This window comes from Paenibacillus sp. LT-B23 (assembly GCF_059417685.1).
The window spans coordinates 1-14,837 of sequence record NZ_JBSQBM010000032.1 but is presented as its reverse complement, the minus strand read 5'-3'; the positions used below and the strand labels follow the sequence as shown (position 1 = coordinate 14,837).

The following is a 14,837-nucleotide window of genomic DNA, read 5'->3' as shown; positions in this document are numbered from 1 at the left end:
CGCTTCTTCAGAACAATTCTGCCCGCTCCGCTAACCGACCACCTGTGCCGCAACATGTTTTTAAGCAGGAAGTATGAGGTAAGAATAAAAGCAAGGGAGATGGCAAGCGCCATCTCCCTTTTTTGTAGTCGCAGAGCATGTAGAGCATATAGCAACTTTAAAAAAGCTTCGAATGCAAGCTGGAGTAGCCGAAAGTTGTGGACTCTAATGCTTGCATGAGCATATTAAGAGTTTGGAAATCGTTACCGCTCCGTCCGTTCTAGCCAAAGTGAAGGAATCCGGTTCAGACAAAATCGGTTGGGGACGTGTTGCAAACAGGACTTAAAGCTCCGATTCAGAAGCTGATGACTAATAAAAATGAAGCCAACAACCAGTTAGGAACGTATCAGGTCGTTAAGCTGAGCCCACCGTGTCCAAGGAACAACTGGCCCAATACCGAGCGGTACGAAGTAGAAGGATTCGTACAAAGCAAAGCACTTCAAGGCAAAAGATTATTTCCGCCGAGTTGAAGTGCTTTTATTTTAAGTCATTAGTTAAATTTCTCCAACATCTTTCTTATGGTTTATTACCAGCAATCCATTCTTTTTCCCCGCTAAATACCTCAATCATCGTCATTGCCCCCGTTCGGTACCCGTGGATGAACGCTGCTGCGGAGTGCAAGGAAGTTGACTCGCTTAATAAATCAAACATGACTTCAATTTGCTCAAAATCGACTGCTGGTAATTTATTTTTCAGCATCTCCATATATTCGCTAATTTTTTGATTCACTTTTTGAGACTCAGGGTCGGTTGACTTTATTTGTTCACTGGGACGCCAATTCCCATAATACAGATCCTCCAAAATCATTTTCATCAAGCCCCCTATGAATACTGATTATTTATATAAGTTGAGCTAAAGATGTACATACGGCGCCACTCCGCGGTCGGATGGTGCTTCCCATCGCTGTTGTGTCCAGATTTCTTAATCAAGCTAAGAAGGTTGAAATCCGGACACAAAGGCGAACGCTATCGCTTGTACAGCACCATTCCGCCCACTTCGTTCTTATTCTACTTGTTGTACTCTTTAAATAAATTTTATGCGAAAAACGCATAAAAATCAATATGCAGTTTTCGCATATCGTAAACTTTACTTGGGTGATGAGCAATGTATAAGAGAATTCGCGATTTACGTGAGGATAAAGACTTAACACAACAGAGCATGGCCGACTTCTTAAATATCTCACAAACGACCTACTCTCGATATGAAAATGGGGGTTTGGACGTTCCAAGTGTTGTCTTAATCAAATTAGCAGATTTCCACGAGGTGAGTATCGACTTTATTCTAGGTCAGACAGATAACTCTGAACGTTGTACAGGTAAAAAGAATAGTATGCAAAATAAAGCTCTTTGATGACCGCAGGAGCTTTATTTCAATATTTGTTATACACTTTGTTGGAAAATATTTAACTTTAATAAAATGAATTTAGGAGAATCTGTCTGTTCCAATTGAGAGTTTTTGCATATGAATTGATTTATTGGGTGAATCAATCTTCCTGCACTCCGCAACAACGTTCGCCAACGGGTATTTGGGATGCCATTTACCATATTACATATCTTTTTCATCACGCTTCCCTATGGAAACTGATTTGTTTATATAAGTTAAAGACAAATAAATAATTTTATGCGAAAAACGCATAAAAATCAATATGCAGTTTTCGCATGTTGTAAACTTTGTTTGGGTGATGAGCAGTGTATAAGAGAATTCGTAGTTTACGTGAGGACAAAGACTTAACACAACAAAGTATGGCCGACTTCTTACAAATCTCACAAACAACCTATTCCCGATATGAAAATGGGAACCTGGACGTTCCAAGCGTTGTTTTGATCAAATTGGCGGATTTCCACAAGGTGAGTATCGACTTTATTCTTGATCAGACAGATAATCCTAAACGTTACAGGTAAAAAGGCATAACATGCAAAGTAAAGCTCCCGTGATGATTCACAGGAGCTTTATTGCTGGAATTATTCATTATATGAACAGGCAGATTAACTTAATAAATGATATGCTTTAAAAAAGCAGATCATTTGACCAAGAGGAGAGGTACATTAATGCGGTACCATGAATTTTATATCGGACAACTATTTAGAACCAAGTCTTTAACATTAACAAAAGAGGATATTACCAGATTTGCAACGGAGTTTGACCCACAATATATGCATTTGGATGAAGATAAAGCAACGCAGGGAAGATTTAATGGAATCATAGCCTCAGGAATTCAAACGCTAGCAGTTTCATTTAAGCTTTGGGTTGAAACGGGTAGTTATGGTGATGATGTCATTGCTGGAACTGCTATGAACAATATTAGATTTATAAAACCCGTGTATCCGGGAGATGAATTACATACAATTGTGGAGGTAACTGCACTTAGAGAGAAACTAAATGAAACAGGAATAGTTACTGTTATGCTGACGACTTTCAATAACAAGGATGAGAAAGTATTTGAAGGTGAATTGTCCGTTTTAGTTAATAAATAAGGTGTATTCGGACAGTAAATATAGAATCCACAGAAGAGAGCCTCCTAATATTAAGTTGATTAGGGAACACCTGTTCTTTATAATGGTTTTAAGGTGAGGACTACCTGCTGATGGTAAACTAAATGTTTGATTCCACTTACGATGCGCTTTGAGCGCTAAAGGTTACTCTTGAAAATAGATTTATGGAGGAAGTTAGATGACTAAAGAGGAAATAATTAATTATTGTCTCACTTATCCCGACGTTTATAAAGACTACCCCTTTGATGAAAAATGGACTGTAATACGTCATAAGGATAATAAAAAAATATTTGCGATGATTTACAAGCATGATGGCCACCTTTGCATCAACCTCAAATGTGAGCCGAGCCGAGCCGATTTCCTGCGCAGCATATTTGAAGAAGTTAAGCCGGGATATCATATGAATAAAGTGCATTGGAATACAGTTATTTTAGATGGTAATATGCAAGAGGATGATCTTTTTGATATGGTGAAACATAGCTTTCAACTGACGAAACCGAAGAAGAAGAAAGAAAGGACATAATTCCCCCATTTTCTTATCGTATATGCGTGAGAAACTATGTGTTTCAATACCATAATCACCTAATGTTATCCTTAATTAGTTGATGTGAGTACGTTCTACAAATGTTCAAATATCTTTTAAACCCCCTCGAAATGGTCATAAATTTCTCGGTTTCACAGTGTCCGTTTGTATGATCTGTTCGAACCCCGATGTATCTATAAATGCCTGCCCTTGCTCTCTATCTAAATTTTCTGTCTCCATCAAAGTGTTTGTCCTCACTTGAATCGAGAATTTCCTTATGCACTGTCATCACCCAAGCACAGTTTACAGCATGCGATGGAGGCATACTGATATTTATGCGTTATTTGCATAAAGTTTTTTATAAGCTGAGTTAAAAATGTACATGAGGCGCCACTATGCGGTCGGATGGTGCTTCCCATCGCTGTTGCGCCCGGATTTCTTAATTAAGCTAAGAAGGTTGAAATCCGGGCACAAAGGCGAACGCTATCGCTTGTACAGCACCATTCCGCCCACTCCGTTCTTGTTCAACTTGGTTTATTTTTTAGTTCATTTTAAATAGATAAAGAAATAGACCGTGGCTGACTTCTTACGTATTCCCGATATGAAAATGGGAATCTGGATGTCCCAAGTGTGGTCTCGATCAAATTGGCGGATTTCCACAAGGTGAGTATCGACTTTATTCTTGATCAGACAGATAATCCTAAACGTTACAGGTAAAAAGGCATAACATGCACAGCAAAAAAGCTCCCGTGATGATTCACAGGAGGTTTTTTGCTTGAATTATTCATTAAGTCGTCCCATCATAACTGTGTTGTGGTACTTACCGTCGACAGAATTTTGTTCTTTTTTAATATGCACCTTCTTCCAACGTTACGAAACCCGATTACCCTTCAACGGGTTCTATAAAATTCAAAGAAAGCTAAACATAATAGAGTTAAAGCTTTAATTTGCTAGGTTTTTATGTAAGCGTTATCATTCTATAATTTACTCAGAAAGGAGGTAAAAGTAAAAAAACGGGATATGGCACGGATAAGTGATGTGCTGCAAAGAGAATCAACCAACAAGCAGGTGTATGGGACAAACACAAAAATTTTAGGAGGTAAAGTATGTTTAAGTTTAGTAAGAAAATGATGACAGTAGTTCTTGCAGCTTCCATGAGTTTTGGGTTGTTTGCAACAACCTCAAGTGCAGCGACAGATTATTGGCAAAATTGGACCGATGGCGGCGGGACGGTCAATGCTGTTAATGGATCAGGCGGTAATTACAGCGTGACATGGCAAAATACCGGGAATTTTGTTGTCGGCAAAGGCTGGACTACCGGATCACCAAACAGGACGATTAACTACAATGCTGGCGTCTGGGCGCCGTCTGGCAATGGGTATTTGACTCTCTACGGGTGGACGAGAAACGCACTCATCGAATATTACGTCGTTGATAGCTGGGGGACTTATCGACCTACCGGAACGTATAAAGGTACAGTGACCAGTGATGGGGGCACATATGACATCTACACAACAATGCGATACAACGCACCTTCCATTGACGGCACACAAACGTTTGCTCAGTACTGGAGTGTTCGACAGTCGAAGAGAGCGACCGGGGGCAACTCCACGATCACTTTCAGCAACCATGTGAACGCATGGGCGAGCAAAGGAATGAATCTGGGGAGCAACTGGTCTTACCAGGTGTTGGCGACAGAGGGGTATCAGAGTAGCGGGAGCTCTAACGTAACGGTGTGGTAACCAATCAACTGCAAGCTGTTCAACGAACAGGCGCGGTTGGGACTGTCTCACGGGATAAGCGGGTTTTGGGAGCTGTCTGATAGATAGGGTTTAAATGAATCGATCATGGAGGACTCACCGAGCCCTAAGCATTGTAGACAGGCCGATGACCGTTCCCCTCCAGTCTATCCGTCAGTGCGGATGCGTTGTAGGCCGTTTCCTGCCAGGCGAACGGCCTTCGACGCTGCTGGAGGCGAGTTGCAGGCCGTTATGGCCTATCATTTTTCCTATCAGCTTAAAGGAGATATATCAATGAGAAAGCTACTAATGTTCTTTTTAATAGCAACAATGGTTGTGATCAGTGCTTGTTCACCAGATAAGCCTGAAAAAAAGGATAACCTTGTATACGTGGAAGGTGGGACTTTTCAGAATAACAAGTCCAACCACTCTGGAAAAAGCGTGACTCTATCGAACTTTTATATCGGTAAATATGAGATAACCCAAAAAGAGTGGGTTGAAGTCATGGGAAGTAATCCCTCGGTATTCGTAGGCGACAGTTTGCCGGTAGAAATGGTGAGCTGGTATGACGTTGTGGAGTACTGTAATCAAAGAAGTATACGAGAGGGTTTAAAACCGTATTACAACATAGACAAGGAAAAGAAAGACCCGAATAATAAGAATGATAACGATAATATAAAATGGACAGTAACGATTAATGAGGGAGCTAACGGTTACCGATTGCCTACAGAAGTGGAGTGGGAATATGCTGCAGCCGGAGGTCAGGCGAGCAAGGGGTACACATACAGCGGAAGCAATAATGCCGACGAGGTCGCATGGTATTGGAAAAATGCCGGAGACAAATACTTATCTGGAGACTGGAACTGGCCTATCATAGAGAGCAACAATAATAAAACAAAATCGATCGGTACCCGGAAACCAAACGAGTTAGGAATTTACGATATGTCTGGCAACGTAAGGGAATGGTGCTGGGACTGGTACGGAGATTTGGATAGTCAAAGCGGTTCCTTCCGGGTAGTGAAGGGCGGCGGTTGGATTGGCAACGTCAGCAACAACGAGATATCCTTCCGAGGCAAGTTCGATGCGAATGGCTTTGGTCCCGATCAAGGGTTTCGTGTAACTCGTAAAGAATAATTGGAACAAGGCACAACAAACGAAGGTTAAACTAACGGGCAGTTTAGTACGAATATGAGCCCAAGGGACTTTTCTGGGAGCAGGCAATTGCGCATCACTTCCTCGATACGCTCATTGCTGGTGTTTTGATCCTACTGGATCTCCAAGGTTGGACAAGCTTCTGAGGCTGACAGACGCGTTGTCGACGCTACGGTGCCGCAATTGAGACACCTCGCCTGACATGGTACAATACAATCACTGGTTGCAATACCATCTTAATTTAGGAGGTGTACACTATGGATAATACCGAGTCGTATGGGAAGTATATATCGGCTATTTATCGCTATCTGCAAATTCTTATATCATCCGAGCTTGCTCCTTATCGGATAGGAAGCGGGCAGTATCTCATCCTCATGGCGATCGCGCACAAAGAATCAATTACACAGAAAGCATTAAGCGAAGAACTACTCTTAGATAAAACAACGATCACGAAAGCAATCGCCAAACTCGAGGCCGAGGGTTACGTACGAAGGGAACCCGATCCCGCGGATAATCGTTACCATTTGCTTTATTTGACAGAAGCGGGCGGAGATGTAATACCAAAGGTTAAAGAAGCATTGAATCGCGTAAGTAGCCAGAGTCTTGTCGGTATCAACGAAGACGAATATGCCCTCATGCTGAGCTTGCTGAAAAAGGTGATAGGCAACATGAGTGAATTGGTTCGCAATGGGTGAAACGGCGATGTCCGGTCAATACTTGACATTACCAAATGACAAGAACATGTTCTGATTATGAGAAAGCCCGCGATTTACGCGGAATTGAATCGGCCAATGTTCTTGTCACCCGACAAGCTAAGTTCGAAAATCAACGACAAATAAAATAGTTGCAATGTCATCTAATTTGATGTATAAATAGTTGCGATGACATCCCAACTAATATGCACATTAACTAGCTGCAGTGCCATCTAAAATTGAAAAGGAGAGGGTACGAAATGAATTCAACCACTTTAGTTATTGGTGCAACAGGAAATGTCGGTAAAGAGTTAGTCAAGATTTTGGCCAACCATGGTCATCCGGTTCGTGCCACCGTACGCTCTACGACTCGTACAGATGAATTGAAATCAATGGCGGTAGAAACGGTTGTAGCTGACATTGGCGATCCTTCCGCACTGAAGGCGGCCATGAACGGAATCGAAAAAGTATTCTTCGTGACACCAGTGGTTCCGCAAATGGTGGAGTTATCGAGCAACATCATTCAGGCTGCAAAAGATACAGGTGTGAAGCATCTGGTTAAACTCTCTGGGGCAGATGCTGACTTGGAAGCCGTCACACTGACAAAGTGGCACCGAGCAGTTGAAAAAGAAATTGAGCGTTCTGGCATTGCCCACACCTTCTTGCGTCCAAACTCGTTCATGCAAAACATTGTCAACTTTAATTCCCAGACGATTAAAGATCATGGCACATTTTACGCGCCGATGGGGGACCAAGGAATTGCCCTGGTTGATGCGCGGGATATCGCGAAAGTAGCATTCCACGTCTTAACAACGGTAGGACATGAAAACAAGGCGTATTACCTGTCCGGTCCATCCGCTATTTCTTATAGCGAAATTGCAGATATCCTTTCTTCGGTAATCGGCAAGCCTGTTAGATATGTCGATGTACCGGACGACATGGCCCGGCAAGCCATGCTGGACGCAGGAACGCCCGGAGTTATTGTGGATGCAATAATGGAATTGAATCATCTCAACAAGCTCGGGAAAGCGGCATCGGTGTCCAGCACGGTCGAAGAAATAACAGGACAAAAGGCGACTTCGTTCGAAAGCTTTGTCAGGGATTATAAAAGTGCGTTTATAGGATAAACATCTAGACCGTCACTTGGTGATGCAAGTAGCAGTACATGAAAATCAGGAGGTATGATGTATGAAAGTTGCGAGTCCCTTTGTAGTGGTGGACAATTGCACGGAAGAAATCGAGTATTACCGGTCTGTGCTCGGCGGGGAAGTTAAAATTTTTAGAAAACAGGATGATAAGGTGCTGAATGCGGAATTAAATTTAGGCAGCAGCACGATTTACTTCGCCGATAGCACCGCAGCTCAGCCTTCTTTTAAAGGAGACTATGTAAAGGTCACCCTGACGCTCGAGACTGAAGAGGAATTTCGCCAAGTGTATGAAGACCTGACGGCTGACGGGACTATAGATAGCGAGGTGTTCGAGGCTCCTTTTAACGGACTTCTTGCTGGCATCACGGATCGAAACGGCATTGGCTGGGTACTTTCCTACTTCAGACGTTAACACAATGGAGAAACAATACCCTCTCTGGGAACTCTGGTTCGTTATGCCGATGACTTTGTCGTATCATAAGCACCGTTGCGCTAACGGAGAACAACAGTACAATTATTAGGAGGGTGATGGTAAATAGATAAGGATTTAAAAAAGAAATTATCCGAAGAGTATGTGAGGGATTTCCTGAAGCTAAGAGTAATTATTAATAAACTAGACCCTCTTGGCTTAATCCGAGGGGGAGCTCCAGAAAATGAACATGATAATGTAACACAGAAGCTTATTCGGTGCTTGTTCGACCATAAATTAGAGAATGTAAGAGATTTATTGATTGATTGTTATGATGAATACGGATTCAACGGAAGGAACATTCAGGAAGAATTTAAAGATAGTTTTAACAAGAAAATTGAGGGCATATACAATTTAATTGAAGATTGGTATCTCAATAAATATAAAAAAGAACGCTGAGCTAACGCAGTACTTAAGTTCAAAAAAAGGAGCAGGAGCCGCGGCTCCTGCTCCTTTTATAAAATAAGACAATAAATTATTCTATAAACTCATTGCATCGAGCTCTAGAATGCGATATATTGCATATACATGCAATATTAAAGAGGAGATTGCTTATGCCAGTACCCCACAATTTTTCTTCACCAACTCGAATATCAGCTAAAGAACGAGCATTAACTCAAATCCAAAGATGGATCATTGAGGGTACACTCGTACCGGGCGAGAAATTAATTGATGCTGAACTAGCGGAATCTTTGGCTGTTAGTAGAACTCCAATCAGGGAGGCTTTTCAGCTTTTGGAAATGCAAGGACTTGTCTCGATGTTTCCTGGTAAAGAAACGAGAGTAACGAGCATAGAAAAAGAAGATATTCTTAAGATGTACCCAACGCTCGCTGCGCTCTATTCTTTGGCTGCTGAATATGCAGCAAAACTCATTTCACTGGAACAGATCGAGGTCTTGAAAGAAATAAATAAGCAATTCGCCCAAGCCATCCAGAGTGGACAGGCTTACCAAGCTATGGAACATGATGAGCAGTTTCATAATTTAATTGTAGATATATCGGATAACGCGTACATCGCATCATTTAGTACATCACTGCAAATTCATATAAGAAGGTTTAAATATGTCTTTCTTAAGCAACCAGTCACAGGAACACTTACCTCTGTGGAAGAGCACGGATCTATCATATTAGCTTTGGAGCAGAAAGACACTGAAAAAGCCTCAGCACATATGAAACAAAACTTAATAAGACCTATGCATGAACTGTATGCCCTAATCTAATAGTGAAAGGATGAATGAGTATGTCTGGTCATAAAGATTTAAGAATTCGGAGCAAAGTTATAAGTGAGGGAGTTAATCGCGTCCCTAATCGCGCTATGCTGAGGGCTGTCGGTTTTAAAGACGAGGATTTCAAGAAGCCGATGATTGGCGTGGCGAGTACGTGGAGTGAAGTAACCCCATGCAACATGCATATTGATTCCTTAGCGCTTGCAGCGAAAAAGGGAATTCAGCTTCATGGCGGCGCTCCTCTGATTTTTAACACCATTACGGTTTCAGATGGAATTTCGATGGGGCATGACGGGATGTTGTACTCACTACCAAGCCGTGAAGCTATAGCAGACTCCATTGAGATTGTTACGAACGCAGAGCGTTTCGATGCGCTTGTTGCTGTAGGCGGATGCGATAAAAATACACCAGCGTGTTTAATGGCTATCGGCCGACTGAATTTGCCTGCGGTATATGTATATGGCGGAACAATTCAGCCAGGGAAGTTAGACGGTAAAGACGTAGATATTGTCAGTGCTTTTGAAGCAGTAGGGCTGTATCATGATGGTAAAATAAGTGATGAGGAGCTTCACAAGGTTGAGTGCAACGCTTGCCCTGGGGCCGGAGCTTGCGGAGGAATGTATACAGCTAACACAATGGCATCTGCTGCAGAAGCATTAGGCATGAGTCTTCCTGGTTCATCCTCTACCTCAGCGATATCACCTCAAAAAGCATTGGAATGCGAAGAAGCAGGTGAGCGAGTACTTGAACTACTTGAGAAGGGAATTTATCCGCGCGATATTATGACAAAGAAAGCATTTGAGAATGCGATTACACTTGTAATGGCATTGGGGGGCTCTACCAATGCCTTCCTGCACCTAATTGCGATTGCACACTCTGTCCAAGTAGAGTTAACCTATGATGATTTCGAACGCATTCGTGTAAAAGTGCCACACATTGCAGATCTTAAGCCAAGCGGAAAGTATGTCATGCAGGATCTAAGTGATATTGGTGGGGTTCCCGGCGTGATGAAGCTTCTTCTTGAGCAAGGTCTTCTCCATGGTGATTGTATGACGATTACCGGTAAAACTTTAGCAGAAAATTTGGCAGCATCAGAACCGTTGCTTGAAAATCAAGACATTATTCGCCCGTTTAATAATCCCTTAAAGACGAGTGGGCCGTTAGTCGTTCTAAAGGGCAATCTGGCTCCAGAAGGCGCAATTGCCAAAATGTCAGGGATGAAAAAGTCTCGTTTCACTGGTCCTGCACGTGTATATGATAGCGAGGTAGCGGCTACTGAGGCAATATTACAAAACCAGATCCGCAAAGGAGATGTGTTAGTTATTCGGTATTGCGGACCGAAGGGCGGACCAGGCATGCCAGAAATGCTTTCAGTTACCGCTTTAATCGTCGGGAAAGGGTTTGGTGGAGAAGTTGCTCTCATAACTGATGGTAGATTTTCAGGTGGCTCACATGGTTTTGTAGTTGGTCATGTTGCACCAGAAGCACAAGTAGGTGGACCAATAGCTCTTCTGCAAGAGGGTGACATCATTACCATTGATAGTGAAACGCAAGAAATTTGCTTTGAAATTTCGGAAGTAGAGTTAGCGAAACGAAAGAATGAATGGGTTCAACCACAATTGAAATTTACTACAGGTGTTCTTAGTAAATACGCGAGATTAGTTTCATCTGCTTCCAAAGGGGCCGTTACAGATTTATTTTAATAGGTTGTAAACTCAGTTATGACGAATCAATGATTGAGAAGGGGCATTACGCTAACGGGTAACGTTAGCTTAATAAAACCAAGAAAGCGGCCGATAAATGTGATCGGCTGCTTTTGTTTTCAACAAACCGGTAGGCTAGTATAAGATTATTGATAAATATCATATTCGTTGAACAGATTTGCAAGTAACAATGGATACTGGCAGGAATTGGTTATGGGAAACAGAATGTAGGATTGGGTTTTAGTTTGTTTTTACATTTTTTAAGAATTGTTGAATAAGCTCACTGATCTCTTTAGCATGTGTTTCGAGAGCAAAATGCCCAGTATCAAGTAAATGGACTTCCGCAGATGGAATATCACGCTTATACGCTTCAGCTCCAGCAGGGAGGAAGGCAGGGTCATTTTTACCCCATACGGCTAAAAGTTCAGGTTGATACTTACGGAAATAAGCCTGAAAGTCAGGATAACGATCCACATTTGTTCTATAATCAAGAATCAAGTCCAGTTGGATTTCTTCAGCTTCCGGGCGCGACATGTAAGCAATATCAAGGGAATACCCGTCTGGTGAAACAAGGCTGGCATCAGCTCCATGTAGATACTGAAAGTTACGAATGGTCTCAGGGGTCAAGGAATCGCGGCATGCTTCACGATTTTCAGGTGTTGGAGAGTGCCAATAAGTCTCCCAGGATCCCCATGCGTCACTAAATCCCTCAGTATAAGCGTTACCATTCTGACTAATAATTGCTTGAACTCTTTCCGGATGAGCCACTGCCAAACGATAACCAACAGGTGCACCGTAATCAAACACATAAAGTACATACTGTTTGAGAGCTAATGCTTCAGTAAAGCCTTCAATAACTTGGAACAGGCTGTCAAATGTGAAGTTAAATTGACTGCGCGGCGGAGTTGTTGTATGACCGAATCCAGCGAGATCAGGGGCAATGACATGGTATTGTTTTGCCAGTTTGGGAATTAGGTCGCGAAACATATGACTTGAAGATGGAAACCCGTGTAATAATAAAATAACTTGACCGTCCTTAGGACCAGCTTCACGATAAAAAACTTCGACATCTCCAACCTTTTGTTGATGATAACTAATCTTCATTTTTGCATCTCCTTTTCAGTTTAACCAATACATTATGTTTCCGTAATTTGATGGTGTTGCGGTAATTGGCTTTGAACTAAGGTTATCGTATAATAAAAGTACATATTTGACTAACAAATAAATTGAATGTCTAGTATTTCAAATTGAAATATATAAGGATGATCGATTTGATAGATTCATTAGAAGGTCGTTTTTTTCTGGCTTTTATTACCTTGCTTGAAGAAAAAAGTTTCAGTCGAGCTGCGGAACGCTTAGGTTATGTTCAGTCTACAGTAACAACCCATATCCAACAGTTGGAAAAAATTAGCGGTCAAAAATTGTTTCATCGATATCCACGAGGGATAGAACTTACGGAAGCGGGAAAGGTATTCTCCAAATATGCTTATCAGTATGTTCACTTAAGTCAATCTCTTAAAGAAAGTATGGATGAGCTGAATCAGCCATGCGGAACAATACGTATTAGAACACAGGAATCTTTTTTTCTTACACGGATGCTTCCCTTTGTCCAGGAATACACGAGAAACTCTCCAAGAGTAAATTTGCGTATTGAACAAGGAGCGCATCAAGACATCCTAAAAGGTATACTGGATTATGAGCTGGATTTTGGAATTGTTCCTCAAAATCCTAATCGTCATGATATTCTTTTTTATCCAATTATGGATGAGACCATTGTTTTTGCTGCATCTGAGGATATAGCTCGGAAAGTGGAAAATGCGGGAGTCCAGATTCTAAATAACGAGCTTTTTATCAGTAGCGGCACATCTTGTTTGTATCATACGAAGGCTGTAGATGTTTTAAAAAACGCCGGGATTACAGTTAAAGATGCGTTAGAGCTACCAAGTCTTGAGATGATAAAACAATATGTAAGCTGTGGAAAAAGTTTTGCCTTGGTCCCTGAAATAGCTATCAACAACGAACTAAAGAATGGTACACTAAAGCTACTTCCTTTTAGTTCCAAAATGAGTTTTACGCATGGTCTAATTGTTCATAAAAATCGTGAGCTTAGTTTTACTGCAAAAAGTTTTCAATCTGAGCTCCTGAGTTTTTTAATAGGTATATGAATTAGTACACTTTTTGTCTAAAACTTCGGTAGCTTCTTAAGCTATACTGGATATAAAGTGAGTAATTATTATGTTATTATGTCAATTGTTAAGCTAGTGGGAAACGATAACTCAATAAAACCAAGAAGGCAGGCGATCATTGTGATCGCCTGCCTTTGTTTAACTAACGGGTAGGATAGTTCCAATATATGGTACAATTGTACTGAGAATAAGTTCGTCTAGGTAAACAAAGGTATCATCTTTTATGTGAAGGAGAGGAGTACGATTATGGTTAGTAAAGAAATAAAGGACATCATATTCAGGAATATTTCCAATGGGGAAACCACCACTGAGACAGAGGAATACAAGCATTTAGGAAGTTGGCAGAACAGTCGTCAACACTGTTCTCCAGCCGTCGCCAGACAATTACCGATTACAGTGTTTTAAATGACAAAGTAGAGGTTGGAATCGATTATGAAGGTATTCTTGCCGTGGACTTTCCTAACGGATTAATAATTGGAGATACGCTGCAATTAAAAGGAAAGTCGAAATTTAAAATTAAGGAAGGAAAAATCTCATTGATTGAAGATTACAGTTGAGTAATTCACGCGTTATTGAATTAACTGGTAACTATAGCACAATTACAAATAGGCTGCCAGCATCAGCGAAGATCGCGAAAAAGATCCATTTCTCAAAAATTAATGAAGAACCTAGATAAAATGAAGAAACCATAGCTCGTCGCTATGGTCTCTTTCGGCGGTCAGTAAAATTACTAATTACGAAATTCGCCTCACTCACTTCAACTGTCCGTCAACGCCTACCACTGAATCGTTTGATTGCTTCCTCGGTCACCGGCGCGAAGAGGTTAACAAGATTGCCGTCGGGATCGCGAAACAGCACGGCACGGTTCCCCCACGGCATTGTGGTAGGTTCCTTTACCCACTCATCGACAAACGGCTTCAAGCGCTTGTATTCGGCATCGACATCGTGGACGTGGAACTCGATGATGACAGTGTGATTGTCGGCCGCCACTGCCGAACCAGCGCCGAACAGTTGCACCGTCTGGGAGTGACCGATCGCCAGGGTGCACGAAGGCATAACGAGTTCGGCAAAGACAGGCGCGGGGCGTTCCGCCGAAACACCCGTGATTTTCTCATAGAACTCGACGAGACGATCCACGTCGTCGGTAATGATGCGTATAGAAGTAAAATTCACGAGATACCATCCTTCCTATAATAAGTGATACAATACCGTATCATATCATTTTGGGCCAAAATACTTCGCATTTACTCCTACTCCTTTACGATTACTTACTCCGATTATAGAAAAACGCTACTGACAACAGTATGTCAGTAGCGTTTTATGAAGAAAACATAGGGAAAGAGTGATAGGAACTGAACTCCCTCGAAATGATTCAGTTTCCTCACTCAGGCTCATGAATTCGCAGGATTTCACCCTTAATTAAGTGTGAGAGGGGAAGGTTCACAGAGGGGCCGGTGGTTTGGAGTAA

The 14,837-nt window shown here is 41.8% G+C and carries 18 protein-coding genes and 2 pseudogenes; 16 read left to right on the top strand and 4 right to left on the bottom strand.

Annotation, left to right across the window (positions count from 1 at the left end):
• The first annotated feature begins 305 nt into the window (after positions 1–305).
• Positions 306–509 carry a hypothetical protein gene (locus ACWXW9_RS26840; RefSeq protein WP_494931868.1) on the top strand — a complete coding sequence of 68 codons (204 nt, stop codon included), beginning with the start codon at positions 306–308 and terminating at the stop codon, positions 507–509.
• Positions 510–555: 46 nt separating this feature from the next.
• Here the strand turns inward: ACWXW9_RS26840 and ACWXW9_RS26835 are convergent, their stop codons facing one another.
• Positions 556–846 (bottom strand): DUF6809 family protein, encoded by a 291-nt coding sequence (locus tag ACWXW9_RS26835; protein ID WP_494931867.1) that lies wholly within the window; start codon positions 844–846, stop codon positions 556–558.
• 297 nt (positions 847–1,143) lie between these two features.
• On the opposite strand from ACWXW9_RS26835, the gene ACWXW9_RS26830 reads away from it, so the two are divergent.
• The 4 genes from ACWXW9_RS26830 to ACWXW9_RS26815 all read left to right on the top strand — a co-directional run bounded on the left by ACWXW9_RS26830 (position 1,144) and on the right by ACWXW9_RS26815 (position 3,054).
• Positions 1,144–1,389 carry a helix-turn-helix domain-containing protein gene (locus ACWXW9_RS26830; RefSeq protein ID WP_494931866.1) on the top strand — a complete coding sequence of 82 codons (246 nt, stop codon included), beginning with the start codon at positions 1,144–1,146 and terminating at the stop codon, positions 1,387–1,389.
• A 338-nt stretch (positions 1,390–1,727) separates the two neighbouring features.
• Positions 1,728–1,940 (top strand): helix-turn-helix domain-containing protein, encoded by a 213-nt coding sequence (locus tag ACWXW9_RS26825; protein ID WP_179031654.1) that lies wholly within the window; start codon positions 1,728–1,730, stop codon positions 1,938–1,940.
• Positions 1,941–2,087: 147 nt separating this feature from the next.
• A complete protein-coding gene (locus tag ACWXW9_RS26820) occupies positions 2,088–2,513 on the top strand; it encodes a MaoC family dehydratase (RefSeq protein WP_342416791.1) in 426 nt (141 codons plus the stop codon).
• 196 nt (positions 2,514–2,709) lie between these two features.
• Positions 2,710–3,054: an MmcQ/YjbR family DNA-binding protein gene (locus tag ACWXW9_RS26815; protein ID WP_258296108.1), complete on the top strand. Its 345-nt coding sequence runs from the start codon at positions 2,710–2,712 to the stop codon at positions 3,052–3,054.
• 138 nt (positions 3,055–3,192) lie between these two features.
• Here ACWXW9_RS26815 and ACWXW9_RS26810 read toward each other — a convergent pair.
• A pseudogene (locus tag ACWXW9_RS26810) lies at positions 3,193–3,291 on the bottom strand (GNAT family N-acetyltransferase); the annotation flags it as partial.
• A 351-nt stretch (positions 3,292–3,642) separates the two neighbouring features.
• Between ACWXW9_RS26810 and ACWXW9_RS26805 the strand changes: the two are divergent.
• From ACWXW9_RS26805 to ilvD, 9 genes and pseudogenes are all read left to right on the top strand, one after another.
• A pseudogene (locus tag ACWXW9_RS26805) lies at positions 3,643–3,771 on the top strand (helix-turn-helix domain-containing protein); the annotation flags it as partial.
• A 389-nt stretch (positions 3,772–4,160) separates the two neighbouring features.
• A complete protein-coding gene (locus ACWXW9_RS26800) occupies positions 4,161–4,796 on the top strand; it encodes a glycoside hydrolase family 11 protein (protein WP_494931865.1) in 636 nt (211 codons plus the stop codon).
• Positions 4,797–5,087: 291 nt separating this feature from the next.
• On the top strand, positions 5,088–5,927 hold the full coding sequence (locus ACWXW9_RS26795; RefSeq protein ID WP_494931864.1) for a formylglycine-generating enzyme family protein: 840 nt from the start codon (positions 5,088–5,090) through the stop codon (positions 5,925–5,927).
• A 275-nt stretch (positions 5,928–6,202) separates the two neighbouring features.
• Positions 6,203–6,640: a MarR family winged helix-turn-helix transcriptional regulator gene (locus ACWXW9_RS26790; protein WP_494931863.1), complete on the top strand. Its 438-nt coding sequence runs from the start codon at positions 6,203–6,205 to the stop codon at positions 6,638–6,640.
• Positions 6,641–6,897: 257 nt separating this feature from the next.
• On the top strand, positions 6,898–7,764 hold the full coding sequence (locus tag ACWXW9_RS26785) for an SDR family oxidoreductase (RefSeq protein WP_494931862.1): 867 nt from the start codon (positions 6,898–6,900) through the stop codon (positions 7,762–7,764).
• 61 nt (positions 7,765–7,825) lie between these two features.
• Positions 7,826–8,197, top strand: a complete 372-nt coding sequence (locus ACWXW9_RS26780; RefSeq protein ID WP_494931861.1) for a VOC family protein — start codon at positions 7,826–7,828, stop codon at positions 8,195–8,197.
• 162 nt (positions 8,198–8,359) lie between these two features.
• Positions 8,360–8,653 (top strand): hypothetical protein, encoded by a 294-nt coding sequence (locus ACWXW9_RS26775; RefSeq protein ID WP_494931860.1) that lies wholly within the window; start codon positions 8,360–8,362, stop codon positions 8,651–8,653.
• Between the two features lie 155 nt (positions 8,654–8,808).
• Entirely contained in the window at positions 8,809–9,474 is a 666-nt protein-coding gene (locus ACWXW9_RS26770; RefSeq protein WP_494931859.1) for a GntR family transcriptional regulator, read from the top strand.
• Positions 9,475–9,494: 20 nt separating this feature from the next.
• Positions 9,495–11,183, top strand: a complete 1,689-nt coding sequence (ilvD, locus tag ACWXW9_RS26765; protein ID WP_364147400.1) for a dihydroxy-acid dehydratase — start codon at positions 9,495–9,497, stop codon at positions 11,181–11,183.
• Positions 11,184–11,423: 240 nt separating this feature from the next.
• Here the strand turns inward: ilvD and ACWXW9_RS26760 are convergent, their stop codons facing one another.
• Positions 11,424–12,287: an alpha/beta fold hydrolase gene (locus ACWXW9_RS26760; RefSeq protein WP_494931858.1), complete on the bottom strand. Its 864-nt coding sequence runs from the start codon at positions 12,285–12,287 to the stop codon at positions 11,424–11,426.
• Between the two features lie 167 nt (positions 12,288–12,454).
• On the opposite strand from ACWXW9_RS26760, the gene ACWXW9_RS26755 reads away from it, so the two are divergent.
• Both ACWXW9_RS26755 and ACWXW9_RS26750 read left to right on the top strand, forming a co-directional pair.
• A complete protein-coding gene (locus tag ACWXW9_RS26755) occupies positions 12,455–13,348 on the top strand; it encodes a LysR family transcriptional regulator (RefSeq protein WP_494931857.1) in 894 nt (297 codons plus the stop codon).
• A 359-nt stretch (positions 13,349–13,707) separates the two neighbouring features.
• Positions 13,708–13,926, top strand: coding sequence for a hypothetical protein (locus ACWXW9_RS26750; RefSeq protein WP_494931856.1), 219 nt, complete (start codon positions 13,708–13,710; stop codon positions 13,924–13,926).
• A 211-nt stretch (positions 13,927–14,137) separates the two neighbouring features.
• On the opposite strand, the gene ACWXW9_RS26745 is transcribed toward ACWXW9_RS26750, so the two are convergent.
• Positions 14,138–14,542: a VOC family protein gene (locus tag ACWXW9_RS26745; protein WP_494931855.1), complete on the bottom strand. Its 405-nt coding sequence runs from the start codon at positions 14,540–14,542 to the stop codon at positions 14,138–14,140.
• Positions 14,543–14,837 lie beyond the last annotated feature (295 nt).

Bases quoted from the DNA above. Each gene is read 5' to 3' on its own strand.
- ACWXW9_RS26835 (WP_494931867.1), bottom strand. From the start codon at position 846: ATGATTTTGGAGGATCTGTATTATGGGAATTGGCGTCCCAGTGAACAA.
- ACWXW9_RS26830 (WP_494931866.1), top strand. From the start codon at position 1,144: ATGTATAAGAGAATTCGCGATTTACGTGAGGATAAAGACTTAACACAA.
- ACWXW9_RS26820 (WP_342416791.1), top strand. From the start codon at position 2,088: ATGCGGTACCATGAATTTTATATCGGACAACTATTTAGAACCAAGTCT.
- ACWXW9_RS26815 (WP_258296108.1), top strand. From the start codon at position 2,710: ATGACTAAAGAGGAAATAATTAATTATTGTCTCACTTATCCCGACGTT.
- ACWXW9_RS26800 (WP_494931865.1), top strand. From the start codon at position 4,161: ATGTTTAAGTTTAGTAAGAAAATGATGACAGTAGTTCTTGCAGCTTCC.
- ACWXW9_RS26795 (WP_494931864.1), top strand. From the start codon at position 5,088: ATGAGAAAGCTACTAATGTTCTTTTTAATAGCAACAATGGTTGTGATC.
- ACWXW9_RS26790 (WP_494931863.1), top strand. From the start codon at position 6,203: ATGGATAATACCGAGTCGTATGGGAAGTATATATCGGCTATTTATCGC.
- ACWXW9_RS26785 (WP_494931862.1), top strand. From the start codon at position 6,898: ATGAATTCAACCACTTTAGTTATTGGTGCAACAGGAAATGTCGGTAAA.
- ACWXW9_RS26780 (WP_494931861.1), top strand. From the start codon at position 7,826: ATGAAAGTTGCGAGTCCCTTTGTAGTGGTGGACAATTGCACGGAAGAA.
- ACWXW9_RS26770 (WP_494931859.1), top strand. From the start codon at position 8,809: ATGCCAGTACCCCACAATTTTTCTTCACCAACTCGAATATCAGCTAAA.
- ilvD (WP_364147400.1), top strand. From the start codon at position 9,495: ATGTCTGGTCATAAAGATTTAAGAATTCGGAGCAAAGTTATAAGTGAG.
- ACWXW9_RS26760 (WP_494931858.1), bottom strand. From the start codon at position 12,287: ATGAAGATTAGTTATCATCAACAAAAGGTTGGAGATGTCGAAGTTTTT.